Here is a 25,144-nt window from a genome sequence, read left to right on the forward strand (position 1 = left end):
ATAATATGAATTTGAATTTACAATATAACTTTAACAAAATAATTACAAGATTTTTAGTCTAATTCATCTACTTTATCATATAATTTTTCTAAATGATGCTTTACTAGACGTAATATTTTTGCTTCAGGGCTAAGGTTTTTGATAGCCCATTTTTTAATCCAAGGTTCAGCAAGTTGCCACATATTAACGTTTTCGTCCAATTGTCTGCCTATCCCTTCGACCATTATTAAAGTTTTTTGTAATAATAATAGATCCGGCTGCACTTCCATACCAAAATCCTCGGTGATTTTAAATAAATGAGCAAGCAACTTACCAACTGAAATATTTTTAGTAGGTGCACCCACAACCGGTTCGGTAACAGCTCTGCAACTTTGGGTAAATAAATCTAAATCGGTATTAATAGGGACGTAACCAGCTTTTAAATGTACTTTGGTAACTAATTTATAATCACGATTTAAAAAACCAAATAAGCTTTCGGCAACCGCTAAACGATCTTTTTCTTTAAGTCTACCCATAATACCGAAATCAAGCAGAATGAGCTTACCTAGTTTATCTACTAAAATATTTCCTGGGTGTAAATCAGCGTGGAAAAAGCCGTCTCTATAAGCTTGGTTAAAGAACATTACGGCAAAGTTTTGGGCTATTTTTGCAGGCTCTAGCCCCATTTCTTTTAATAGCGGAGTATCATATATAGAAGTGCCTTCTAACCACTGCGTAGTTAGTATATTTTCTGATGTTAGATCCCAATATATTTTAGGGATTATTACGTTATGATCTTTACGCATATTATCAGCAAGCTCTGAAGCAGCAGCAGCCTCGAGGCGTAAATCAAGCTCAAATTTCATAGTTTCATGAAATTTATCAACTACTTTAAGAGGTTTTAGCCTTTTTGCTTTAGAAAATTTTGAGGCAATTTTTGCAAGAAAATATAATAGCCTGATATCCCTATTATATTTTTTATGAATATTAGGACGCGATATTTTCACCGCTACATATTCACCTGTTGTAAGCTGTGCCTTATGTACCTGCGAGATCGATGCAGCAGCTATAGGCGTGTCATTGAAGTGTAAGAACGGGAGGGGGGCGTCATTGCGAGCAGTCGAAGACTGCGTGGCAATCTTTTTCTTGCTTGCTGAGATTGCTTCGTCGACATAAATGTCTCCTCGCAATGACGTTACCATCCCCCTAGCCACCTTACTGTCAAATGGTGGTAATTTATCCTGTAACAATCTTAAGTAATCTGCTATTTGTGTTCCTACTAAATCGGGTCTAGTGGAAAGCGTTTGCCCAAATTTTATATAAATCGGTCCAAGGCTGCTTAAAGTTTCTATTAAGCGTTTGCCGTAATCTTCTTTTGATTTTCTAAATAACGATAATGGAGCAAAAAATAATGCTAATATATAGCCAATAAATCTAATATCTTTAGGTATTTTAACATTAGAAGTATTAGTCAAAATTTGTTTTTTGCTAATGATATGAAAAATACGTAATAAATTAAAAAAATTACAAATCATAACTTATATGCACTATGAATGGCAACAATGCCGCCGCTTAGGTTTTTATAGTTAATTTCTTCAAAGCCTGCCTCTTTAATCATTATTCTAAACTCGTCTTGCGATGGAAATAAGTCTATACTTTCAACTAAATAGTCATAGGCTTCTTTATTGCCGGTAATTATTTGACCAATTTTAGGGATAACATTAAACGAATAGAATTTGTAGAAATCTTGTAATAAACTTTCTTTTACCTTGGAAAATTCAAGACAGACAAACTTACCCATAGGTTTTAAAACTCTATAAGCTTCTTTTAGAGCTTTATTAATATCAGGAACGTTTCGAATCCCAAATGCAATGGTATAATAGTCAAAGCTATTATCAGGAAATGGTAATTCTTCGGCAGTTGCTACAGTAAATTTAAGATTCTGAAATAAGTTTAGATCAATTGATTTTTTCTTAGCCTGCCTTAGCATTTCTTCATTAATATCGCTTAAAGTTAAAGAGATGTTACTACCCCTATCTTTCGCTTTTTTAGCAAGCTTCAAAGCAATATCGCCGCTACCGCTAGCAACATCTAATATATTAGAGTTAAGATTTGGGACTTGTCTAATAAACTCATCTTTCCATAAGCGATGCATTCCAAAGCTCATAAGATCATTCATTAAGTCGTATTTATCAGCAACGTTAGAAAAAACGCTATTTACGAGCGATTGTTTTTCGTTTGCTTTTATTTTCTTAAATCCAAAATTTGTTTGGTTCATTTGGTTTATATGTTATATGGATCGGCTCTGTCATCCCGTGGCTTGTCCACGGGATCCAAAAAAACAATAAAAAATACTGACGTATTTTTAACTGGATCCCGTGGACAAGCCACGGGATGACATTAACAGTTCGCATAATAGTTTCCATTATGTATATTCAATTAAATATAGTATAAACATAAAATTATTAAAATAATAGTAAAAATGCCGGAACTTCCTGAAGTAGAAACTTTAAAAAATTCCCTAGAAAGTAAATTAATAGGGCTTGTTATAAAGAAAGTGGAGTTTAAAAGAGATAATCTACGTTATAAATTATCTGCTGATTTAGCTGACCAAATCGTAAATACGAATATAATAAATGTTAGGCGTCGTGCCAAATATTTAATAATCGACTTTGATAATAATCATTCTTTAATAGTTCACTTAGGTATGAGCGGTAGGTTTACACTGCAATCTACAGGCTACGAAGCCAAAAAACATGACCATGTAGTTTTTAACTTAAGTAATAATGAAAAGCTGATTTTTAACGATACTCGAAGATTTGGGATGATTTACAGCTTTCGTACCGAGCTTTTGGAGAAAGATTTTTTTGCTAATCTAGCGTTAGAACCTCTATCTGATTTATTTGAGCTTCAATATTTAAAAAGTAAGCTAATGAATAAAAAAGTACCGATAAAAAATTTACTCATGGATAATAGAATTGTCGTTGGAGTCGGCAATATTTATGCTTCTGAAAGTCTTCATTTAGCTAAAATTCATCCTGATAAATTCGGAAAAGATTTAAACGATGATGAGATAAAGAATTTAATTGCAGCAGTTAAGAATGTTCTATCTAAAGCTATAATTGCTGGCGGCACTACTCTTAAAGATTTTGTTAATGGTGATAATAAACCAGGCTATTTTACACAGCAACTTATGGTTTATGCAAGAGACGGGCAAGAGTGCCTAAGCTGCTCTAATAACATTATTAAGACAAAACACTCAGGAAGAAGTACTTTTTATTGTAAAATCTGTCAAAAAGCTTGACTTATTTTTTAAAGCCATCTATAAAGCCTGTCATTATTTATTCAATCAATAGTTGAAATCATATGAAAGTAAAGCCGGTTATTATGGCAGGTGGTAGTGGTAAGAGGTTATGGCCTCTATCTGCCAGTAATAAACCAAAGCAATTTAAAAAAATATTAGGTGATTTAACTTTATTACAGCAAACTTTAATCAGAAATAAATTTTTAGGGAAACCTACAATAATTACCTCTAACCAATATGAAGAAATTACTAAACAGCAAGCAGCAGATATAGAAATAGAATTTGAATTCATCACCGAACCGGAGCAGAAAAATACAGCAATTTGTGCAATTATTACGGCTCTGTCAGCTAAGGCACAAGGGTTCGATAGGTTAGTATTACTACCGGCGGACCATCATATAGAAGATGAAGAAAATTACTTCAATACTATAAATAAAGCTTTATGTTTTGTTGAGCAATATGGAATTTGTATTATCGGTATTCCAATAAATAGCGTAAATACCGAGTATGGCTATATAAAATCGGGAATTTCGATTGCAGAAAATATTTACCAAGTTGACAATTTTATTGAAAAACCTGAATTTAAGGAAGCAGAAAGATATTGTAGTAGTAATGAATATTTTTGGAATTCAGGAATTTTTATATATGATAATGGTCAAAGCGGATTTTATTGTCCCAAATTTGGGAGAAAAACCCCGCACTTGCAGTGCGTCGTTTTAACATATAGAATGTAGAGATGCAGTATTACAAGAAGATAAGCCACACAGTTTACGATTGCACTTATCATATAGTATGGGTGACTAAATGAGGTGGTACCCTTTGTCTAGACAAATTTTTTAAATTTTAGAGGTGTAATTCTCCTGTATTAATGTATTGGTTTTTCAAAGTAAAGTTTGCATTTTCTATGTCATATAGCCTCTTGATAATTTTCTAGTTTTTCTGCAAAATGTATCATTTCAGGTGTCTTATATTCAAGCGATTGATGAGGTCTTTGCTGATTATAAAATTCTATATAATCTCTGATAGCTATCTTTGCTTCACGTACCGTTTCAAGATCAAAACGATAAATCTTCTCTTGTTTCAAAGATCGCCAAAAACGTTCAATAAATACATTATCTAAGGCTCTATCTTTGCCGTCCATACTAATAGCTATGCCTTGTTGCTCAAGTATTTGAGTAAAATCTTTTGATGTAAATTGTACTCCTTGATCCGTATTAAAAATGTCAGGCTTGCCATGTATAGATATTGCTTCATTTAGAGCTTCAATACAAAAATCATTTTCTAAACTAATCGACACCCGCCAACTCAAAATATAACGACTATACCAATCCATTATAGCAACCAAATATACAAAACCTTGCTTTAATCTTATGTAAGTAATATCTGCACAGTAAACTTGATTGGAGCAAACCACCTCTATATTATTTAATAGATATGGGTATACTTTATGAGCCTGATTCCTACGGCTTAAATTAATCTTTGGGTATACTGCTTCAATACCAAGTATTTTATAATATTTTCTTATCATCTTACGACTAACATTTAACCCTTCGGATTTTAGGACATGAGACATTCTTCTAGTACCATAATAGGGATGCTCTGTAAAAATCTCATCAATTCTGTTCAGTACTCTATACTCCTTATCATCTAAGGTATTCCTAGCTCGGTAGTAGTAACTTGAGCGGTTTAAATCTAAAAGTTTGCATTGTCTTGCTATGGTTAAATTTGAAGCATAACTTATCATTTTTTTCCTAACCTCTAAATCCAAAGATACTAGATTTTTTTTTAAGCCAGTCTCTTTCAACTGTTAACTGGCCTATTTGCTCAAATAATGATTTAATTAAATCTTCTTGGCCGGTATCTTGTTGTTTAGATTTCGATTTAAATCCAGAAACCATAAAATCTAAAGCTTCTTTCTTCCATTTATAAATCTGATTAGCGTGAACACCATATTTGCTGGTAATTTGAGCTATAGTCATTTCTCCAGATATTGCTTCAATTGCTATTTTTGCTTTTTCTTCTGCACTATATTTTTTAACTTGTTTTTTCATTTTTTGCTCCTTTTCCTAGGAGATATTATACCTACTTTTCTCTATTTTCTTGTCTAGTTTTTGGGTACCATTATAATGCATATCCTGGCAATGACAAATTCTTTTTTAATAATTATCCGGTACTAATAAGAAAGTATTTTATTAACCTACCAATTAAATACCTGACATAATAGTTGCAAATACTAAAATATAATGTTAGAATGAAATAATGCTAAAAAAAGAAGATTTTAGGACATTATCAACGAGTGCACAAGCAGCTTTAAGAAAAGTTGCATTAAGAGCAATTGATAAAGGAGAAAAACAATCAGATGTATCAAATCTTATAGGAGTAACACGTCAGACTATTAGTAACTGGGTTAACAAAAGAAGAAGAGGTGATAAATATGCAATAACTGGCAAGTCTAGAGGAAGAAAGACAGGAGAGAAAAGAATAATAAATGAAATGCTGGGTAAAAAAATACAAGATTATATAAATCACTCTAGACCAGAAGATCACAATATCAAATCTGCACTATGGTCAAGAAAAGCTATTAATGCCCTGATTAAAAAATGCTGTGGTTTCTTTTTGCCATTAAGTACGATTGGAGAATATTTAAGAAGATGGGGATATACTGCACAAAAACCAAAGAAATTAGCTTATGAGCAACAGCCAAAACAAGTTCAAGTATGGCTAGATGAAGAATATCCCGCAATAGTAAAACAAGCACAAATGGAACAAGCTGAAATACACTGGTGTGATGAAGTGGGTATAAAATCAGAATGTCAGGTGTTACAGAGCTATTCTTTAAAAGGCAAAACACCCGTAGTTATTCATAAATCAAAACGATTTACTATAAATATGATATCAACTGTTACGAACAATGGTAAACTAAGGTTCATGTTATATGAAGATACACTAAAAACAGATATATTTATAGAATTTCTAAGAAGATTAGTGAAATCTGCAAGAAGGAAGATCTTTTTAATATTAGACAATTTAAAAGTACATCATAGTAAAAAAGTATACAGCTGGACAAATAAGCATAAAGATAAAATTTCTTTGTTTTTTTTGCCTCCTTATACTCCAATGTCATTGTCAAATAAAAAGGGACCACTAAATTACGTGAAAAAGGGACCACTTTATTTAAAATTTTTTATGTCATATTACCTCCAGATTTATAGTTATTAATACGATAACTTTTACCTGTGATGTTTAGTATATGTGCATGATGTACTACTCGATCAATAATTGCATGAGTTAATAACTCATCAGCAAATATTTCATTCCATCTTTCAAAATCCTTGTTTGTGGTGATAATGGTAGATTTATTTTCATATCGTTTAGCAATAATATTAAAAAAATCATCTACTGAATGTTTTGGTAATTGCTTAAAACCTAACTCATCAAGAATTAATAAGTCAAATGATAAGAGTAATTTAACTTTTTTGTGATAGCTATTATCTGCTCTTGCAATATGTAAATTATAAAGCATATCCGATACCGTAGTAAAATATACAGAGTATTCTCGTGTTAAAGCTTTTAATGCTAATCCAATAGCAAGATGAGTTTTGCCAGTTCCAGAATTACCTATGAATATGACATTGCCCTTAGTATTAATATAATCACAAGTAGATAAATCACTTATTACTTTGGTATCAATACTTGGTTGGAACTGAAAATCAAAGTCTTCTAAATTTTTAGTTACCGGTAATTTAGCAGCATTTTTACGACGACGGTAATTATTATACTTACGGTGAGATTTTTCATCTTCACATAATAGTGAGAGAAATTCTTTAAATCCTAGTTTATTATTTTGAGCATAAATAATCCTTTCATTTAAGCTATTGACTATACCTGATAATCTAAAACTACGTAGGTCATTAAGCAAGTTCTGCATTCTGACCTCCAAACTCTGGCAATGGTAAGTTTACTGCATTACTATTTAAGATATTCTTAATTTTAGAGTAAGAACTTATACCGTAATGTAATGCTCTATGACAGGCTTTATCTATTAACTCATCATTGTAAACCTTACGTAAAGAAATAATACCTCTGGCACAACGTTGCCAATCATTTACTCGTGTTTGTTGTAATAACTCTAATAATAAACTGCAATTATTGCCTATCTGCTGCATTTGTTGTTGATAATGTTCGCTATATTCTATAAAACCTGGGCATAGACGTTTATATTTGGCATAATGAGACGGATTAGTGGTAAATATTCCTTTGCCATCTACTCTAACGTGCCTTGCTATTAAATCATTTTGTATAGAAAATATTTGAACAAGGTTTGGTGATAATTGTACCAATACTTCACTGTATATATATTTTGCTGGTACGGAATAATAATTATTATCTATGGTGATATGACAATCTTTTGCTACTTTTCGATTATGCCACGATGATAAATCAAACGTTTCTAATGGTAAGGGCATTAAATTATTACTTTCTTCTTGCTCAAATAGTTCCTGAGGAATTTTTTTAGTAGTACCATGTATTCGGTTATTTGCTTTATTTAACCAGTTTGCAAGATCGTGTATTAATTCTTCATATCTATGAAATTTACGTCCAGCAAAAAAATTATTTTTGACATACTTTATGCCTGATTCTACTTTGCCTTTTTCTTGAGGTTGATATATACGACAAGGAGAAAGTAAAATCCCATAATGATCAGCTAAACGTTTGTATTCCTTCTGATATACAGGCTCATAGAAATTGCTATCTACCACCCCAGCTTTAAGATTATCAAGTTTTATTACTTTTGGACTACCAGCAAAATAATTAAATGCATTGATATGACATTGTATCCATGTTTTACAACTTTGATCAAACACTACTTCATAATAATCAAGGCGACTATAGCTTAAACGCATATTAAACACATATGCTTTAACTCTACGCCCTTGGGCATTATACTGTAAGCCTATGTCACCAAAATCTACTTGTGCTTCCTCTCCTGCTAAAGTATGAAAACGAATGCAACTGTTATTCTGAATCTTATATTTTTTGATATAACGGGTTAGCGAACCATAACTTTTTGTATAACCTTGAATTTTTAACTCTTCAAAAATTCTTATGTAACTTAGATTCTTTTCTAATAACTCAATTATTTGTTCGTGCCAAGAATCCAGTGCTGAAGATCGTTCATAGGGTGCAGGATATTCTGTACCAGACTCTACGTAACGATTTATTATTTTTCTTACTGTTTTACGGTCTATCCTTGTTAGTTTGGCAATATTTCTTTGACTGTTGCCTTGCTTATAAAGGGTGATAATTGTTGTGTACATATTTATTCTTATCATTGTATCACTAGATATTTATTTTAATTAATTATCTAGTGAATATTGCACATTATAACCTTATTAGGTTACACCAAATTCTCTGGTCCCTTTTTCGTGCAATTTAGTGGTCCCCTTTACTTTAGCAATGACATGCGGCAGTAAAAGCGGTAGCCATACCGAAGAAAGGTGGCGGTGAAAGAATTCTAGGGATACTAACAGTATCTGATAGGATAGCTCAGATGGTAGTAAAGTTAGTTTTTGAACCTTTAGTAGAACCTTATTTTTATCCGGACTCTTATGGCTACAGACCTAAGAAATCAGCATTGGAAGCGATAGGGGTTACTCAAAAGCGTTGCTGGCAAAGTAATTGGATATTGGAATTTGACATTAAAGGGTTGTTTGATTAGGCATGTTGATACTCCTTTCTAAAATCCACATAATAAAGGTGACCATTTTTTAACTGATTAAATAATTTAATTGTGTCATAATGGTCGGGGAACAAGTAAGCATTTGTTTCAGTATTTTTAGATACTTTAATTCGGCCATTATGAATTCTATCATAAATCCAGTGTCTATCTACAGCTATTTTTTGGGCGACTTGAGTTACAGATAAAAATCCTTCTTTGCATAATTGATGAGATTGTGATTCTTTTTGTAATAGCCGGGGTTCTGTCAGATTCTTTGTGTAAGTACAATTTCTCCATTTGCCCAATTTTGTAAATTAGTATCACAAAGAATTGCAAATTGATTTAAAGCCATCGCCCAATTCTTAATAGGCATTGTCCATTTTTTAGAGGCATTTGTCAATGCCAAAAAGATTATTTTCTGAATCGATTTATCATCTGGAAATACTCCCTTATTTTTAATAATTTTACGAATTTGACGGTTAGTGGATTCAATAGCATTAGTAGTGTAAATCGCCTTTCTAATGTCTTCTGGAAAGCTAAAAAATGGAGCTATGCCAGACCAATTTCGTTGCCATATATCAAAAATAACTGGATATTTGTCATCCCATTTTTTGGCAAAGTTTTGTAATTCTCTTAATCCCTCGGCTTCATTTATTGCAGAATAAACTGCCTTTAAATCAGCTGTTACCGATTTTAAATCTTTGTATGATACGTATTTTACAGAATTTCTTACCATATGAACAATACACAACTGCACTATGGTTTTTGGAAAAATGCTATTTATCGCCTCCGGAAAACCCTTAAGACCATCAACACATGCAACATATATTTGTTCTACACCACGATTCTTCAGTTCTGTTACTACCTGCATCCAAAACTTAGAACCTTCATTCTTGCCTATCCAAATACCTAATAGCTCTTTCTTGCCTTCCATATTAACTCCTATAGCCAGATATACTGCTTTATTTATTATTACATGATTATCCCTGGATTTAACATGAATACAATCTAAGTACACTATAGGATATATACTATCAAGTGCTCTATTCTGCCAAACAGTAACTTCCTCTAAAATGCCATCAGTTATCTTTGATATTAACTCAGATGATACCTTGGTGGCATATAGTTCTTCTAAGTGCCATTGTATTTCTCGAATAGTCATTCCCCTAGCATATAACGATATTACTTTATCATCAAATCCTTCAAATTTTCGTACTCCTTTTGGAATTAGTTGAGGTTCAAATTCTCCTTCCCGATCCCTTGGCACTTCTACTGTCAATTTACGACCTTCTGGATCTATTAAAGTCTTTTCATAATTGCCATTACGTCTATTATCTGAATCCTTGGTATTCTTAGAATGCTTCTCATAACCTATATGAGCTTCCATTTCTTTCTCTAGAATCTTATTTACTATCTGCTTTTTAAATTCCTGAAATATCCCTTCCTTCCCAAATATCTCAGTTGGATCACTTTGTGATAGTATTTCTGATACTACTTTTTCTATAGTCGGATTTGATACTTTGCTCTTATTTTTCATATTAGCCTCATGTAAGTTGTTTTAATTAATTTTATTCTTAACTGTTTTTACAACTTACACAAACTTTCTGACACCCTCATAGCCGGTGCTTAAGACGAATAGTTTGTACCGTGCTGGGTATTACATAGGGTTTCATAGGTGAACGATAACCTTCAGTAGTTAATTGTTGAGCAATAGATTCATCATTTATACCTTTCTGACTTAGTTCGATTATTTTTTTCTCTATTTCTTGTGACGATGATAATTCTTTAAAAGAACCTACACGAACATTAATTGACGTAGTTGTTGTATTACCACCTTTCCATACAATCCGTACAGATATAGTATCACGTTCTTGACGATGAACAACAACTTTATCAATAAGGCAGCGTAAAAATTCTTTACGTTGTTTGTGAGATAATGCTTGCTTGTTCCATATGGTGGGTAGTTGCTTGCCAATATCTCTAAAAGCACATTTAATTTCATCAGGAATTTCAATAGAGTACTTTTCTTTTGATTTTTCTTCAATGATTTTTTCTGCTTGTTTAAGAGCAAGTAATGCTTGTTCCCATCGTTTTTCTAATTCGGCAGCAACTAGTCTATTACAGGGGGCGACCTGGTTAAATTGTGCTTCAGCTAATTTAGCTTGGTAACTCAAACGTTCTAATTTTTGCTGCTGAGCTTTAAGCACTGACTGGGTTTCAAGCTCCTTCTCCTTTAAAGAGGCTTCATAAGCATTTAATTCTATCGGTGAGAGTGCCTCAAAAAAAGTTTTAATTACATATTCATCAATTGAATCCGCGGACAAAAATTGACAGATTGGGGTACGATATTGGCTTCTGAGATAGTTACATAAGTAACGATTTCCACCTTTATACTGAATGCACATTTTATGACCACAAGCACCACAGAAAATTATGCCTTGCAGTAAAGCTGCTCCGTAACGTGGCACACCACGAGTTTTGTTGCGAGTATATTCGGCATAATTTTGTTTAAGCATGTTTGCGATTTTATCAAATATATCAGTTGAAATATAGGCAGGATATTTATTTGGAATAATAATTTTCCATTGTTCTGGCGGTAATTTTCGTGTTACTTTATCCACTACAGAAGGTCCTATTTTAGAGGTACGAGTTTTTCCATAAACGAAAGTACCAGCATAGGCTGGGTTTTTAAGGACATTAGATAAAGTAGCTAACGTCGGTTTACGCCACTCTAATTGTTTAAATTTATCATAGCGTGGCATCATTAGTCCATGCTTATTAAAGTAAGCTAATGTTTGTGATATTGTTTTTACTTGCAGAAAAATATTAAAAACACGTTGAATACTGTCCTGGACTTCACGATTAGGATCTTTTTCAACTTGGTTCAGACAGTTACGCAATAATCCAACTGGTAACGATAGAGCTAACTCTCCACGTTGTGCTTTATTTAATAATCCTGCAGTTAGTCGAGTACGGATTGTGCTTAACTCTACTTCTGCTAATTGACCTTTTAAGCCTAGAAGCAAACGCCCATTCATACTAGATGGATCATAAACACCATCACGATCAGCAATTAAGCAGTGGCGATAGCCACAAACATCTAATAGTGGATACCAGTCTGAGCAATTGCGAGATAATCGTGTTACGTCAAATGATAAAATAATACCAACTTCACCAAGTGTTACTTGTGTTAGTAATGATTTAAATCCTTCGCGATGCTTAGCTTCTGCACCTGTTAATCCAAGGTCTGCATCTATTATCTCAATATTATTTGCTTGCCAACCCAATTCAAAAGCACGTTGTTTAAGTGCATACTGCAATTTTAGACTTTCTTGATTGGTTAGAGTTTGATGCAATGTTGACTGTCGAATATAAATTATTGCTTTGAGAGCCAAGTGTTGTGATGTTATTAGTTCTGATATGTTCATAGGTAATCTCCTGACAAATATTTAATAGTTCGGTTAAGATTTCATTTTGTTGTTTTTCTGATAATCGCTGCCAAACTTGTTTTGGTGGTTGAGGCATAAGCTTGGTATCTCCATTCCTAAGTTAGTCAATGCTAGAATGCTCTCACATGTTAACTTAGTTGTAGGAATTCGAGGTACAAAAGCAATATTAGTAACATCAATAGGAATATAGAGTCGAGTTAGATGCTGGTACTCTACATAAATAAATCCTTCATTACTTGGTGAATTGTGCCATTCTAATACATGAAAAGAATGACCAAATAGTGGGTGCGTAGGATCCACTACTTTTACTTTTTTAATATCTTTTAAATTTGGGTTGTTGAAACGGGTATTAAGATGGTTGATCGTTTGACAACATACCACATGAATTGCTATTAAAAGCAGTAAGAAAACACACAGATAATAAATGGGTACTATTATACATAGAAAGATGGCTAAAAGCTCCTACGCAGTTACCGAATGGTGACATAAGCATAAGAACTAAAGGAACGCCACAAGGCGGCGTGATTAGTCCTGTGTTAAGTAACCTATTTTTACATTATGTGTTTGATGACTGGATGAAAAGGCACTACCCAACACTAAAATGGTGCAGGTATGCGGATGATGGTTTAGTTCATGGGAATAGTGAAAAACAAATGCAGGAACTATTGGTAAATCTAAAACAACGATTTGAGAATTGTGGGTTAGAGTTACATCCAAAAAAGACAAAGATTGTTTATTGCAAAGATGGAAAGCGGAAAGGGGAATATCCAAATACAAAGTTTACATTTTTAGGATATAGCTTTCACAGTAGGAAAGTACAAAATAGCAGAGATAATAGTTTATTTGTGAGTTTCACTCCTGCGGTAAGCCAAGAAGCACAAAAATCAATGCGAGCAACTATACGTAAGAGCGGTTTGAATAGAAAAACTGATATTGGTATACAAGATACCGTCTTGAAGGTCAATAACTTTTTTCATGTTTTGTGTAACAATTTATTTATTAACACGTTTTATCTATTATTTTCTAGATCCTTTTAACTAAAAAACTTACGCTATAGATGGTTCTAAATAGCGTAAAGATGTAGAACGGAGCTGTTGTTGCATATAATCATCTAAAAGCCCCAACTTTAGTTGGTAAACTGTTTTACCTATTTTATGTGCAGTTCTTTTAAGAAAGGCCCAAACTAGAAATACACAACTAATGTGATTACGTTGGATTCGCTGTTTTCTGCATTGACAACGTTCTATACCAGTCAGTTGCTTAATTTCTCTATGCATACTCTCAATTACCCACCGATAGCCAAACTCATCTTGTATAGCTTTAGAAGATTTTTGAGTTTTGTTATTAGTAATAATATAATCAACTCTGTTGGTAGAAACAGTAAATTTAAACAAATTAACATGCTTATTTTTAGCAAATCCTTTTATATGAATCTCTACTCCATGTCTAATTTCTTCATCTGAAAATGTTAACTTACTAACAGCCCTATAAGACTCAGAAGAACAAGTTTTACTAACGTTTCTATTGGCTTTAATAGGGGCATAATAATATTTGCCCAAGGAGTCAACATGTTGCATAATTTTGTGTGTAGCATACCATGTATCAAAAAGTACAGTTTAAAAAATCTTTTTGCTATACACAGCATTATTTAACATGTTGAGTAGGTGATCTAGTTTCGTTGTTCCATCATGATCAGGCGAAAAAATTCGATAAGTTATTACCCAAAACTTATTAATATCGGGGTTATAGTATACAAGACTCACTATTCCTATACCGGTAGTAACTCCACCTGTAGCTCCACTATACTGAATTCTAGCAATTTCTATTTTCTTTGTATTCCTTTTATTTTACACCGTATCATCAAATATTGTATACCCGTTAGGTGACAAAATAATATCACCCTTAATATGTTCCCATAACAAAGAAGGAGTATATTTTTCATTCCCTAAAAATCTATTAATCACATCATGGCTACATTTCTTCGCATGTTCAGCGTAGTAGGTCAAACTATAATTCTTTTGACTAACTGTTAAAAATTGACTGTAGTCTGTTCTATTAATTGCTATTGCTTGCAATCTTTTTCTCTTTGTCATATTTATAATTATTCTTATAATAATTTATCATTTTTTTATTCATAGCGTAAGTTTTGACTAAATATTTACATTAAAAGGAACGTTGTTCTTGAGTACCCCATAAATTATATGTAGCAACTTACGCATAGAAGCAATTACTATTACCATTTTGGATTTTCCAGCATTACTTAAGCGTTGAGCAAAATCTTTAATAATTGGGTTAAACCTAAGAGATACTACAGCAGGCATATATTAACCCACCAATTAAATACCTGACTTAAGAGGCATATTTAACATCATCGGCTTGGAACAATTTTTGTATATGTTTAGGATTGTTCTGTAAGCAACGTAAATAAGATTTAAGATTGTATTTTAACTCATCTTTTGTAAGAGGTATATGTTTTCTATTTACATTTCTTTTTAAGTCATTATTTAAGTATTCATCTGGATTATGTTGTGGAGTATAAGGAGGCAAAAAAAACAAAGAAATTTTATCTTTATGCTTATTTGTCCAGCTGTATACTTTTTTACTATGATGTACTTTTAAATTGTCTAATATTAAAAAGATCTTCCTTCTTGCAGATTTCACTAATCTTCTTAGAAATTCTATAAATATATCTGTTTTTAGTGTATCTTCATATAACATGAACCTTAGTTTACCATTGTTCGTAACAGTTGATATCATATTTATAGTAAATCGTTTTGATTTATGAATAACTACGGGTGTTTTGCCTTTTAAAGAATAGCTCTGTAACACCTGACATTCTGATTTTATACCCACTTCATCACACCAGTGTATTTCAGCTTGTTCCATTTGTGCTTGTTTTACTATTGCGGGATATTCTTCATCTAGCCATACTTGAACTTGTTTTGGCTGTTGCTCATAAGCTAATTTCTTTGGTTTTTGTGCAGTATATCCCCATCTTCTTAAATATTCTCCAATCGTACTTAATGGCAAAAAGAAACCACAGCATTTTTTAATCAGGGCATTAATAGCTTTTCTTGACCATAGTGCAGATTTGATATTGTGATCTTCTGGTCTAGAGTGATTTATATAATCTTGTATTTTTTTACCCAGCATTTCATTTATTATTCTTTTCTCTCCTGTCTTTCTTCCTCTAGACTTGCCAGTTATTGCATATTTATCACCTCTTCTTCTTTTGTTAACCCAGTTACTAATAGTCTGACGTGTTACTCCTATAAGATTTGATACATCTGATTGTTTTTCTCCTTTATCAATTGCTCTTAATGCAACTTTTCTTAAAGCTGCTTGTACACTCGTTGATAATGTCCTAAAATCTTCTTTTTTTAGCATTATTTCATTCTAACATTATATTTTAGTATTTGCAACTATTATGTCAGGTATTTAATTGGTGGGTTAATAATAATAGCTTTATTAGCTTTCATTTGCATAAATTGTGAAAGGCAATATCAGTATATGAACGGACAGTTTATAATTACTCCTTTGCTTGGGTTATGGATTGTAACAGTCTATCATTCTAAATCCAAGTTTTATAATAATAAAATTTTGGAATATTTAGGAAAAATTAGTTATTCTTTTTATCTATGGCAATTTGTTGCGATGGAAGTTGGAAAGAAATTAATTCAGAATTATCCAGATATTAGCTTTCATTTTGTAGTTATAATAGCTTTTATTATCAATTTTATAATTTCTGTTGTGTCATATCATCTATTGGAAGAAAAAACTCGAAATTTTATAGTAAAAAATTTTCTTATAAAAAAAGCTTGTTAAATCTTTCTAAAAATAATCAGAAAATTATACTCGTTTTATGGTTTGGTAACTAGAACCAAGAGTGAATTAACTATAAATTATGTCCACTTAAAACAATCTCTACTCCATCTTCATCTATAGATGCATTATTTGTATTAGAAAATGCAATAAGTGACTTATTTAACTCATTATATGAGGTAGTAGTTGTTGTTTTGCTTGTAGAGTTTAGATCGTTATCTAATCTCTTATTTTCAATAGATGAATATAAATTATGATGTGAGTCATTACTGATAGTTTTATGTTTCTTTGTATTATTATATTCCATACTATTTGTTTTACGCTTGTGTCCAGGAGGTGCTAGATCTCTAAATGAGGAAGTTTCATTTATATCTTTAGGCAAGGTTATGCGAGGTAGTAAAGGCTTAAAGTTATTAATAGGTATATTTATATCAGGTAAAATTGGTACTGAAGGCTTATGATGCATAAAATGATTAAAAGTTGCAACATTATAGTTAAAATCTATAACAGGCTTAAAAATATACTCTAAATTAATTAGTACCCCCATAAATTGCGATGATATTTCGTCCTTATTTTTAAAATTAACTATATTTAAAAGAGTATTTTTAGCCTTTGTAAAAGTTGGATAACTTTGAGCATATATTAATTTTTTATAAGCAAGATGAAGAGGGGTATCTCCATCTTTGTTTGGTATTCCTAGATTAAAGCCAATAGATGGAATATGCTTTAGAAAATCAATTTTATCGTATCTAACACATTTATGAATAACATTTTCACCTTGTTCATCAATAATATCAGTACTAACTATATTTAATGGGTATCTTTGCCACTGTTCTAACTGCATAAATTTAAAGTGCTTTAAAAAAGCAGCACTAATAAGATCATTAGCTTGCTCTATACCTAAAGTATTTAATATATCTATAATAGCTTTATCTTCTCCAACTATATTTTGATGTATTACTTGCAAGAACTCATCAAGTATTTGTGTGCATTTTTTTGGCATCTTTATTCCTAAAATATAATAATGCTTAGATATTAATAAAAAATTGAAAAAGTAAAAGAGTTTTTTATAAAAAAATAGTAAATTTTTATTTATTAACTCTGCTAAGGCTCATCATTATATTGATATATCTAAATAAATAACTTATTATAAAAATAAAAATCTTATGTTTGATTTCTCTGCTTATATAGATTTACCGCTTGTTTGGGGCGGTCTTATAGCTACTGCTATTTGTTTATATGTCTTGTTAGACGGTTTTGATTTAGGGATCGGTATATTATTCCCGTTCGCTCCAACTGATGATTGTCGTCATAAGATGATCAATTCCATTGCTCCTTTTTGGGATGGTAATGAAACTTGGTTAGTGCTTGGTGGCGGTGGGTTACTTGCTGCTTTCCCTCTTGCGTATTCTTTGCTATTACCGGCCTTGTATATCCCTATTATCCTGATGTTACTCGGTCTTATATTCCGCGGAGTTGCTTTTGAATTTCGGTTTAAAGCACATATAGGACATCGTTATATTTGGGATTATGCTTTTCATTTTGGTTCTATGCTTGCTGCTTTTTGTCAAGGTTTAATGCTTGGCACATTTGTGCAAGGTATAGAAGTAGAGGGACGGGAATTTGTAGGGAACGCATTTGATTTTCTGACTCCTTTTTCAGTGATGACGGGAATAGCATTGATATTTGGTTACGCTCTCTTAGGTGGTACGTGGCTTATCATGAAAACCGAAAAAGAAACACAAGATTGGGCGTATAAATCTACACTATATATCTTATTTTATGTCGCACTTTTTATGGGGCTTGTAAGCCTTTGGGTGCCTTTCTTGAATGATCAAATACGTCATCGTTGGTTTAGTATACCAAATATTTACTACTTATCTGTTGTTCCTATTTTAACCTCTATAGTATTTATTAGGTTAATTAAAGCTGTAAGAGATAAAAAAGAAGTAGCTCCATTTATATATACTATTTCTTTGTTTTTATTAGGATATTTAGGGCTTGCTATAAGTATATGGCCATTTATAGTGCCTTATAAGGTAACGCTTGCAAAAGCAGCAGCAGCACCGGAGTCGCAATCTTTACTATTAGTTGGGGCAGGGATATTTTTACCTGTTATACTTGGTTACACTTTTTATTGTTATTATATATTCCGTGGCAAATCTTCGCATCACCCTATGTATTAAAAATTTATATTTCAAAATGACTTCCCGTTTGAATAGATGGCAGTGGTTTATTGTCCTATGGCTTACGGGATTACTATCAACATTCCTGCTATCTTGTTTGGTTAAATTGATATTTTGGCAATAAAGTTGCTATAATTACTTTTTCCTGCTATGTGGTTTTTATACCATCTCTTCTTCTCTATATTTAATTATAAGAATCAGTATTATCTCCATTTCGTTAATAACTATTAAGTTAAATTTCCAACTGTAATTTCAACTTTCTGTATATTTTTATTTTAGGCTTGTTGAATAACTTGTAATATAAATATTACATTAATTAATATTAAACATATCGGAGTGTTATTATGTATATGGGAGAAGAAAAGCAAGATTATGAACAAAAACCAAATATAATTCTAGAATTTTTGGAAAATAATGTAAAATTCACGTTGGCAGAAATATTAGAAAAAAATTCAGCAAATAAGGTTATAACCGACTGGATTTCTAATATGAGTATAGAAAAGCAAAAACAACTTACAGACTTGATAAATTCTGAATTTTGTTCGGAGTTAGAATATATAATTGGTGAAGAATTAGGGGAATATGCTGATTTTGGAACAGAGGTAAAGGAAATTACGGAGGCAGACGTTGTAAATGTATATAAAAAGATTGTTGATAATTCTAATGATTATTTAGCAATAATTGATAACATCTTGATTATAGACAGGCAGCACAATAATTTTGTGTTAGGTGTCTATGCTGAAGATAAAGTGGAACAATTTTTATCAAAAAAAGAATATAATATTACGATTGAAACTATACAATATAGTATAAATTATAACTATTGGAATGAGAAAGAAAATGTCATTGTTTCCACATGGCTTAAAAATTTAGACTCAGAAAAAAAAGAACAAATAATTACTAACAGTAATAAAAAAAGAATTGAAACTGTAAAACAAAAAATAATACCAAATATCTTTAAAGAAAAATATGATGTTAGCCTATCTGAAGAAGATATTGCTGCAGAGTATAAAAAAATTAGCGATAAAGAAATTAATCAAATAATTAGAGATTGTTGTAAATATAATGGTACCCAAAAACTGGACTACTAAAATGCTAGAATGAGATATAATTTTCAGATACAAAAGAGAAATTATATGTCCAAAAAAGCAAAACAATATAGTGCAGCAGAAAAAACAAAGATAGTTTTAGAAACAATAAAAGCTGAAATGACAATAGCTCAAATTAGTAGCAAATATGGAGTTCATCCGACACAAATACAAGCATGGAAGAAAAGAGGTATAGAAAATTTAATTAGTGGTTTTCAAATTAAGCCACAATCTAAGGATCCAGATCATCAGGATTTAATAAAACAATTGTATGAACAAATAGGCCAGTTAACTGTTGAACGTGACTGGTTGAAAAAAAAATCTACATTGTTTGGACTTGGCAATTAGAAAAAATATGGTAGATAAAGAGTGTAGTAATCTAAGTATCGCTAGGCAATGTACTCTACTGTTTATTAACAAATCTAGCTATTATTACAAGCCACAAGGCTTAACCCAAAAAGACTTAAAAATAATGCAAGTGATTGATGAAATATACACACAGCATCCTTACTTTGGAGCAAGAAGAATGTCTGAGCACCTTGTACCATTTGGAATCACAATCGGTCGCAAGGCAGTAAGTCGTTATTATAGAATAATGGCTATTGAAGCTATCTATCCTAAAATGAACTTAAGTAAGTGCAATCAAGCTCATAAAATATATCCATATCTTTTAAAAGGAGTTGAAATTATTAAAGTAAATCAGGTATGGAGTACAGATATCACTTATATTAGAATGGCACAAGGATTTGTATATTTGGTAGCAATTATTGATTGGTTTAGTCGTTATATTGTGAGCTGGAAGGTGTCTATTAGTTTAGAAAGTGACTTTTGTATTGATGCACTTGAAGAAGCAATAATAAAATATGGTCAGCCTGAAATCTTTAATACAGATCAAGGTTCTCAATTTACATCAAAAGATTTTACAGATAAACTAATTAAACGTGAAATCAAAATCAGTATGGATGGTAAAGGCAGAGCCCTAGATAATGTATTTATAGAAAGATTTTGGCGTTCATTAAAACAAGAAAAAATATATTTGATGGTTTTAAATACTGTCAAGGAGGCAAAAAATGCTATAACTGATTACATAAATTTTTATAATAGAAAAAGAATGCACCAGTCATTAGAATATCTCACTCCAGAACAGGTGTATTCTACAAAAATTATTGAGTAAAATTATAATACAATTTATATCTCATAAATCTTAATTTTTAGTCTAGACAAATTGGGCCACCTCACTATGTAAGTACGGATGTAGTTTCTATACCACACACTAGGTAATAAATCTTGAGTATAAAGCTTAGGATAAAAGCCTTTAAATATAAAATTTAGAGGATCACCTGTAACAGGTAGTTTTTTACTTATTTCGTTATAGCTAAGAGGAAGTAAATAAACTATAGCTGCTCTACCCGCTAAGGATTGTGAGATGCTTTCAAGCAATAAAAAATTCTGTGAACCTGTTAAAATAAACTGTCCAGCAATTTGGTCATTATCTACTTTCGTTTGTATATATGAAAATAAATTAGGGCAGTATTGTACTTCATCAATGATTGCACCTTGACTATAAGTAGATAAAAAACCTCTAGGGTCATTTTGGGCAAACTCTCTTATATCTATATCCTCAAGTGAGACATAGGGTTTATCTGAAAAAATCATTTTTACTAAAGTAGTTTTACCGGATTGGCGTGGACCTGTAACAGTAACCACCGGATAATACTTTGCCGAATATTTTATATAATCGGTTATATCACGATCAAACATAATATAAATTTGCTAATATTACTTATTGTACAAATTATAAATCCAATTTCTATTTTGTACAATATTTTTATATCTTAATCCTCTAGAAACTTAAAAATTTTCTACATACCTAATGACAAAATCAAAATATGAATATATTATTTAATTTTAAGATAATTAAATAATATATTCAATGAGTGCAGATACTAATATTAGCGATGGTTTAGAAGTCGCTGTGCAAGATCATTTATCGATTTTTTCTTTAATAAGTTCATCTGATATTATCGGTAAGTCAGTTATGTTAATGCTGCTTATCGCTTCTATTTGGTCGTGGGCTATCATTTTGGATAAAGTATTTAAGCTAATGCAAGTGCAACGAAAAATGCGATCATTTGAAAATACTTTTTGGTCAGGTGGTGTTTTAGAGCAGTTATATGATAGCATAAAAAGGTCAGTTAATAATCCGCTAGCTTTAATATTCATCTCAGCTATGGATGAATGTAAAAGTATAAATACTAAGGGACTTCCTGAGCTATTAAAAAATAATCATAAAGAGCGTATTACAAATTCTATGTATCTTGCTCAAAACCGAGAAATCGAAAAACTTGAGAAGAACTTAAGCTTTCTAGCAACTGTCGGCTCTAGTAGTCCTTTTATTGGGCTATTTGGTACTGTCTGGGGAATTATGCATAGTTTCCAATCAATTGCTACTTCTAAAAATACCTCACTTGCAGTAGTAGCACCTGGTATTGCTGAGGCGTTACTTGCAACCGCAATAGGCTTATTTGCAGCTATTCCAGCAGTAATTTTTTATAATTATCTTATTTCCCGTATTACTCTGATCAATAATAAAATGGAAGATTTTATTAGCGAGTTAAACTCCATACTTTCTAAGGCAATAGATCAGGAGAAAATGTAATGGCTATTAAGCTTGCTGGAAGTAATAGAAAAAGTAAAAGAGCTGTAGTTAGTGAAATCAACGTTACGCCGCTTGTCGATGTGATGCTTGTGTTACTAATTATTTTTATGATCACTTCCCCAATGTTAGTTTCAGGTGTAAATGTCGACTTACCTGAAACAAATTCAAGCCCAATTTCAGGACAAGATGAGCCTTTAGTTGTTACTATCAATAATAAAGGGGAAGTTTTCTTGCTTGAAACACCTATTGAAAGAAAGCATTTAACTGATAAGCTTGTAAATATCACTAAAGAGAAAAAAGATACTAGGATTTTTGTGAGAGGTGATAAAAACGTTTCTTATGGTGAAGTGGTAGAAGTAGTATCAGAAATTCATGCAGCCGGATTTTCTCGTGTAGCTCTTATTTCAAATATTAAAAATAATGAAAAGTAACGATACAAACAATAAGGATAATTTCACAGTTTTCCTTAGCTGCTCTATTGCACTGCACTTACTTCTTTTATATTTTTTTCTATTTGGTATGCCATCTCTTTTTGAAAAATTACCAGAAGAACAAACCATAACTTTTGAAATGTTGCCTATTAGTGAGAAAGCTAATATCATAACGCAAACGAAGCAAAAAGAAGCTCCGATAGAGAACGAAGATGCTAAAAAATCAGAGCAGACTAAACCTAAAGAAGAGAAGCCTAAAGATTTACCTAAAGAGGAAAAAGCAAAAGAACCTGAAATCAAACCAGTAGAAGAAAAGCCAAAAATAGAAGAAAAAAAGCCGATAGAGGAGAAAAAACCAGAAGAAGTAAAGGAAGCACTACCTGAGAAAAAAGAGGAAATAAAAGAAGAAAAGCCTAAAGAAGAGGAAAAAAAACAGGTAGCAGAGGCAAAAAAAACTGAAGAAAAGAAAGAAGAAAAAAAGCCGATAGAGAAACCTAAAGAGGAAAAAAAGCAAGAACCTAAAACTGATGAGCTTGATTCTTTATTAAAGAACTTGGAACAGTCTTCAGAAGGTGATAATGTAAAATCGAATAAGCATAAAAGGTCAGAGAAAGTTGATAATAAGAAAGAGGCTAAGGGAGTTTATTCAGAAGGATTACCTCTTTCAGATAATGAAAGTTCATCAATAAGGCGTCAGATTGAAAGAAATTGGAGCAATATTCCGGCAGGTGCTAGGGGTAATAAGAATCTAATAATATTTATTCATATTGTTTTAGATAAAGCAGGTAATGTAGAACAGGCAAAAGTTGTAAAAAAAATTTGCCCTGGGATTCCAAGTAGTATTTGCGAAGCATTAGCAGATAGTGCAGTTAGGGCAGTATGGAAAGCAAGCCCTATCGAAAATCTTGATCCTGCAAGATTTAATCATTGGAAAGAGTTTGAGTTTACCTTTAATCCGGGTAAGTTGTAATTTGTCATCCTGTGGCGGTATTGCCTGCATGGATCATTTTCCCCTGTCATCCCGTGAATAAATCACGGGATGGCTACCTTAGGGCGTTTTTCGATCCATGCGGGCAATTCTAGCCACGAGGTGACGCCACCACACAAAGGAGTAATTTAGTGAAAAACATTATATATTTTGTTTTACTATTTTTTAGTTTTAATAGCTATGCTATTGAGACAATCAATATTGAATATGGAACGGCTGACCCAACTCCGATAGCGGTGAATAATTTTGAGGCTGATTCTGCTTCAGATAATACAGTAGGTCATGAAATAGTGAAAGTTATATCTAATGATCTAAAACTTTGTGGGTTGTTTCGTCCTATTTCTTCGGCTTCTTTTATAGAAGAAAAAACTGGTATTGGGTATAAACCGCTTTTTGCTGCATGGCGTCAAATTAATGCTAGTTTACTGGTTAATGGGGCAGTAAAAAAGCTTGAAAATGGTAAGCTTAGAATCAGTTTTATATTATGGGATACATTACTTGAAAAACAGCTCGGCGGTGAAGTACTTGAACTACCTGAAAATTTATGGCGAAGAGCAGCCCATAAAATTGCTGATAAAATCTATGAAAAAATCACAGGTGATACTGGTTATTTTGATAGTAAGATAATATATGTAGCTGAAAGTGGTCCTGATTTAAAAAAGGTAAAAAGAATTGCTTTAATGGATTATGATGGGGCTAATAATCGATATATTACCGATGGTAAATCGTTAGTTTTAACTCCAAGATTTTCTGGTTCAGCAGATAAGATTTTTTATGTTTCCTATGCTACTAAAAGACGAACTCTTGTTTATGAAAAGGATTTAAAAACAGGCAAAGAAAGTATAGTTGGTGATTTTGCTGGAATATCCTTTGCACCAAGATTTGCCCCTGATGGTAAAAAAGCTGTAATGTCTATAGCTAAGAACGGCTCAACTCATATTTATGAGATTGACCTTGCAACAAAAAGGCTTCATAAACTGACTGATGGTTTTGGCATTAATACTTCCCCGAGCTATTCACCGGATGGACGTAGAATTGTCTTTAATTCTGATAGAAATGGTGTTCCTCAACTATATATAATGAATTCTGATGGTAGCAATGTCCAGCGTATTAGCTTTGGTGGTGGTTCTTATATGGCTCCTAGCTGGTCGCCTCGAGGGGATTATATAGCATTTACTAAAATTATTAGAGGTTCAGAAGGTAAAACTTTTAATATCGGTGTTATGAAGCCATATCCGCAAGATGATGAAAATAGTGAAAGAGTAATAGCAAGTGGTTATTTAGTCGAAAGCCCTTGTTGGTCGCCTAATGGACGGGTTATTATGTTTGCTAAAGGTTGGTCATCAAACGGCAAATCTTCCGGCAAAAATAGAATTTATGCAATTGACTTGACTGGTCATAACGAGCGAGAAATCAAAACACCCAGTGATGCGTCCGATCCTGAATGGTCAAATTTACTAAATTAACATCTCATGAATTCCCTAATCTAATATATTTACTTTATATTAAATTTGTGTTA

The 25,144-nt window shown here is 32.1% G+C and carries 27 protein-coding genes and 2 pseudogenes; 14 read left to right on the forward strand and 15 right to left on the reverse strand.

Annotation, left to right across the window (positions count from 1 at the left end; translation table 11 throughout):
* Positions 1–53: 53 nt before the first annotated feature.
* Both ubiB and ubiE read right to left on the reverse strand, forming a co-directional pair.
* Entirely contained in the window at positions 54–1,514 is a 1,461-nt protein-coding gene (ubiB, locus tag AAGD54_RS01365; RefSeq protein WP_341794818.1) for a 2-polyprenylphenol 6-hydroxylase, read from the reverse strand.
* On the reverse strand, positions 1,511–2,257 hold the full coding sequence (gene ubiE / locus AAGD54_RS01370; protein ID WP_341788778.1) for a bifunctional demethylmenaquinone methyltransferase/2-methoxy-6-polyprenyl-1,4-benzoquinol methylase UbiE: 747 nt from the start codon (positions 2,255–2,257) through the stop codon (positions 1,511–1,513). Before ubiE ends, ubiB begins: the two co-directional genes overlap by 4 nt.
* A 204-nt stretch (positions 2,258–2,461) precedes the next feature.
* On the opposite strand from ubiE, the gene mutM reads away from it, so the two are divergent.
* Positions 2,462–3,283, forward strand: a complete 822-nt coding sequence (mutM, locus tag AAGD54_RS01375) for a bifunctional DNA-formamidopyrimidine glycosylase/DNA-(apurinic or apyrimidinic site) lyase (protein WP_341788779.1) — start codon at positions 2,462–2,464, stop codon at positions 3,281–3,283.
* Between the two features lie 68 nt (positions 3,284–3,351).
* Positions 3,352–4,017: pseudogene (locus AAGD54_RS01380) on the forward strand (sugar phosphate nucleotidyltransferase); the annotation flags it as partial.
* 173 nt (positions 4,018–4,190) lie between these two features.
* Here the strand turns inward: AAGD54_RS01380 and AAGD54_RS01385 are convergent.
* Together AAGD54_RS01385 and AAGD54_RS01390 are read right to left on the reverse strand one after the other, a co-directional pair.
* Entirely contained in the window at positions 4,191–5,027 is an 837-nt protein-coding gene (locus AAGD54_RS01385) for an IS3 family transposase (RefSeq protein ID WP_341794232.1), read from the reverse strand.
* 7 nt (positions 5,028–5,034) lie between these two features.
* A complete protein-coding gene (locus AAGD54_RS01390; protein WP_045812944.1) occupies positions 5,035–5,334 on the reverse strand; it encodes a transposase in 300 nt (99 codons plus the stop codon).
* Between the two features lie 208 nt (positions 5,335–5,542).
* Here AAGD54_RS01390 and AAGD54_RS01395 point away from each other — a divergent pair, with 208 nt between their 5' ends.
* Positions 5,543–6,502, forward strand: coding sequence for an IS630 family transposase (locus tag AAGD54_RS01395; RefSeq protein WP_341794819.1), 960 nt, complete (start codon positions 5,543–5,545; stop codon positions 6,500–6,502).
* On the opposite strand, the gene istB is transcribed toward AAGD54_RS01395, so the two are convergent.
* Positions 6,468–7,211, reverse strand: a complete 744-nt coding sequence (gene istB, locus AAGD54_RS01400) for an IS21-like element helper ATPase IstB (protein WP_341794375.1) — start codon at positions 7,209–7,211, stop codon at positions 6,468–6,470. The genes AAGD54_RS01395 and istB overlap by 35 nt on opposite strands.
* Positions 7,195–8,601 carry an IS21 family transposase gene (gene istA, locus AAGD54_RS01405; protein ID WP_341794291.1) on the reverse strand — a complete coding sequence of 469 codons (1,407 nt, stop codon included), beginning with the start codon at positions 8,599–8,601 and terminating at the stop codon, positions 7,195–7,197. Before istA ends, istB begins: the two co-directional genes overlap by 17 nt.
* A gap of 224 nt (positions 8,602–8,825) precedes the next feature.
* Between istA and AAGD54_RS01410 the strand changes: the two genes are divergently transcribed.
* Entirely contained in the window at positions 8,826–9,002 is a 177-nt protein-coding gene (locus AAGD54_RS01410; protein ID WP_341795154.1) for a hypothetical protein, read from the forward strand.
* A gap of 265 nt (positions 9,003–9,267) precedes the next feature.
* Here the strand turns inward: AAGD54_RS01410 and AAGD54_RS01415 are convergent, their stop codons facing one another.
* The 3 genes from AAGD54_RS01415 to AAGD54_RS01425 all read right to left on the reverse strand — a co-directional run bounded on the left by AAGD54_RS01415 (position 9,268) and on the right by AAGD54_RS01425 (position 12,527).
* The gene (locus AAGD54_RS01415; protein WP_341794247.1) at positions 9,268–10,539 is read right to left on the reverse strand and encodes an IS256 family transposase; all 1,272 of its coding nucleotides are present in this window, start codon (positions 10,537–10,539) and stop codon (positions 9,268–9,270) included.
* Positions 10,540–10,615: 76 nt separating this feature from the next.
* Positions 10,616–12,397: a recombinase family protein gene (locus tag AAGD54_RS01420; RefSeq protein WP_341795155.1), complete on the reverse strand. Its 1,782-nt coding sequence runs from the start codon at positions 12,395–12,397 to the stop codon at positions 10,616–10,618.
* The gene (locus AAGD54_RS01425; RefSeq protein WP_341795225.1) at positions 12,306–12,527 is read right to left on the reverse strand and encodes a hypothetical protein; all 222 of its coding nucleotides are present in this window, start codon (positions 12,525–12,527) and stop codon (positions 12,306–12,308) included. Before AAGD54_RS01425 ends, AAGD54_RS01420 begins: the two co-directional genes overlap by 92 nt.
* Positions 12,528–12,837: 310 nt before the next feature.
* Here AAGD54_RS01425 and AAGD54_RS01430 point away from each other — a divergent pair, with 310 nt between their 5' ends.
* On the forward strand, positions 12,838–13,488 hold the full coding sequence (locus AAGD54_RS01430; RefSeq protein WP_341794820.1) for a reverse transcriptase domain-containing protein: 651 nt from the start codon (positions 12,838–12,840) through the stop codon (positions 13,486–13,488).
* 9 nt (positions 13,489–13,497) lie between these two features.
* On the opposite strand, the gene AAGD54_RS01435 is transcribed toward AAGD54_RS01430, so the two are convergent.
* The 4 genes and pseudogenes from AAGD54_RS01435 to AAGD54_RS01450 all read right to left on the reverse strand — a co-directional run bounded on the left by AAGD54_RS01435 (position 13,498) and on the right by AAGD54_RS01450 (position 15,838).
* Entirely contained in the window at positions 13,498–14,028 is a 531-nt protein-coding gene (locus AAGD54_RS01435) for a transposase (RefSeq protein WP_341794821.1), read from the reverse strand.
* Between the two features lie 270 nt (positions 14,029–14,298).
* A complete protein-coding gene (locus AAGD54_RS01440) occupies positions 14,299–14,544 on the reverse strand; it encodes a hypothetical protein (RefSeq protein WP_341794822.1) in 246 nt (81 codons plus the stop codon).
* A 57-nt stretch (positions 14,545–14,601) separates the two neighbouring features.
* Positions 14,602–14,775, reverse strand: a pseudogene (locus tag AAGD54_RS01445) (IS110 family transposase); the annotation flags it as partial.
* Positions 14,776–14,800: 25 nt separating this feature from the next.
* A complete protein-coding gene (locus AAGD54_RS01450; RefSeq protein WP_341794320.1) occupies positions 14,801–15,838 on the reverse strand; it encodes an IS630 family transposase in 1,038 nt (345 codons plus the stop codon).
* A 72-nt stretch (positions 15,839–15,910) separates the two neighbouring features.
* Between AAGD54_RS01450 and AAGD54_RS01455 the strand changes: the two genes are divergently transcribed.
* Complete coding sequence (locus tag AAGD54_RS01455; RefSeq protein ID WP_341795156.1) at positions 15,911–16,276, forward strand: acyltransferase family protein; 366 nt, start codon at positions 15,911–15,913, stop codon at positions 16,274–16,276.
* A 70-nt stretch (positions 16,277–16,346) separates the two neighbouring features.
* On the opposite strand, the gene AAGD54_RS01460 is transcribed toward AAGD54_RS01455, so the two are convergent.
* Positions 16,347–17,276, reverse strand: a complete 930-nt coding sequence (locus AAGD54_RS01460; protein WP_341788814.1) for an ankyrin repeat domain-containing protein — start codon at positions 17,274–17,276, stop codon at positions 16,347–16,349.
* Positions 17,277–17,439: 163 nt separating this feature from the next.
* Here AAGD54_RS01460 and cydB point away from each other — a divergent pair, with 163 nt between their 5' ends.
* The 4 genes from cydB to AAGD54_RS01480 all read left to right on the forward strand — a co-directional run bounded on the left by cydB (position 17,440) and on the right by AAGD54_RS01480 (position 20,721).
* On the forward strand, positions 17,440–18,459 hold the full coding sequence (gene cydB / locus AAGD54_RS01465) for a cytochrome d ubiquinol oxidase subunit II (RefSeq protein ID WP_016947812.1): 1,020 nt from the start codon (positions 17,440–17,442) through the stop codon (positions 18,457–18,459).
* A 350-nt stretch (positions 18,460–18,809) separates the two neighbouring features.
* Entirely contained in the window at positions 18,810–19,550 is a 741-nt protein-coding gene (locus tag AAGD54_RS01470) for a hypothetical protein (protein WP_341794823.1), read from the forward strand.
* Positions 19,551–19,595: 45 nt separating this feature from the next.
* Complete coding sequence (locus AAGD54_RS01475) at positions 19,596–19,895, forward strand: transposase (protein WP_341794311.1); 300 nt, start codon at positions 19,596–19,598, stop codon at positions 19,893–19,895.
* Between the two features lie 7 nt (positions 19,896–19,902).
* Positions 19,903–20,721 (forward strand): IS3 family transposase, encoded by an 819-nt coding sequence (locus tag AAGD54_RS01480; protein WP_341794824.1) that lies wholly within the window; start codon positions 19,903–19,905, stop codon positions 20,719–20,721.
* A gap of 14 nt (positions 20,722–20,735) precedes the next feature.
* On the opposite strand, the gene AAGD54_RS01485 is transcribed toward AAGD54_RS01480, so the two are convergent.
* Entirely contained in the window at positions 20,736–21,308 is a 573-nt protein-coding gene (locus AAGD54_RS01485) for an ATP-binding protein (protein ID WP_341794825.1), read from the reverse strand.
* A 172-nt stretch (positions 21,309–21,480) separates the two neighbouring features.
* On the opposite strand from AAGD54_RS01485, the gene tolQ reads away from it, so the two are divergent.
* The 4 genes from tolQ (at position 21,481) to tolB (ending at position 25,091) form a co-directional block, all read left to right on the forward strand.
* A complete protein-coding gene (tolQ, locus tag AAGD54_RS01490) occupies positions 21,481–22,206 on the forward strand; it encodes a protein TolQ (protein WP_341788818.1) in 726 nt (241 codons plus the stop codon).
* On the forward strand, positions 22,206–22,637 hold the full coding sequence (gene tolR / locus AAGD54_RS01495; protein ID WP_341794826.1) for a protein TolR: 432 nt from the start codon (positions 22,206–22,208) through the stop codon (positions 22,635–22,637). Before tolQ ends, tolR begins: the two co-directional genes overlap by 1 nt.
* A complete protein-coding gene (locus tag AAGD54_RS01500) occupies positions 22,627–23,607 on the forward strand; it encodes an energy transducer TonB (protein ID WP_341794827.1) in 981 nt (326 codons plus the stop codon). The genes tolR and AAGD54_RS01500 overlap by 11 nt, the downstream gene beginning before the upstream one ends.
* 149 nt (positions 23,608–23,756) lie before the next feature.
* Positions 23,757–25,091 (forward strand): Tol-Pal system beta propeller repeat protein TolB, encoded by a 1,335-nt coding sequence (gene tolB, locus AAGD54_RS01505; protein ID WP_341794828.1) that lies wholly within the window; start codon positions 23,757–23,759, stop codon positions 25,089–25,091.
* Positions 25,092–25,144: the final 53 nt, after the last annotated feature.

Origin of the sequence: Rickettsia endosymbiont of Rhinocyllus conicus, assembly GCF_964026465.1 — a bacterium.
Lineage (GTDB): Bacteria > Pseudomonadota > Alphaproteobacteria > Rickettsiales > Rickettsiaceae > Rickettsia.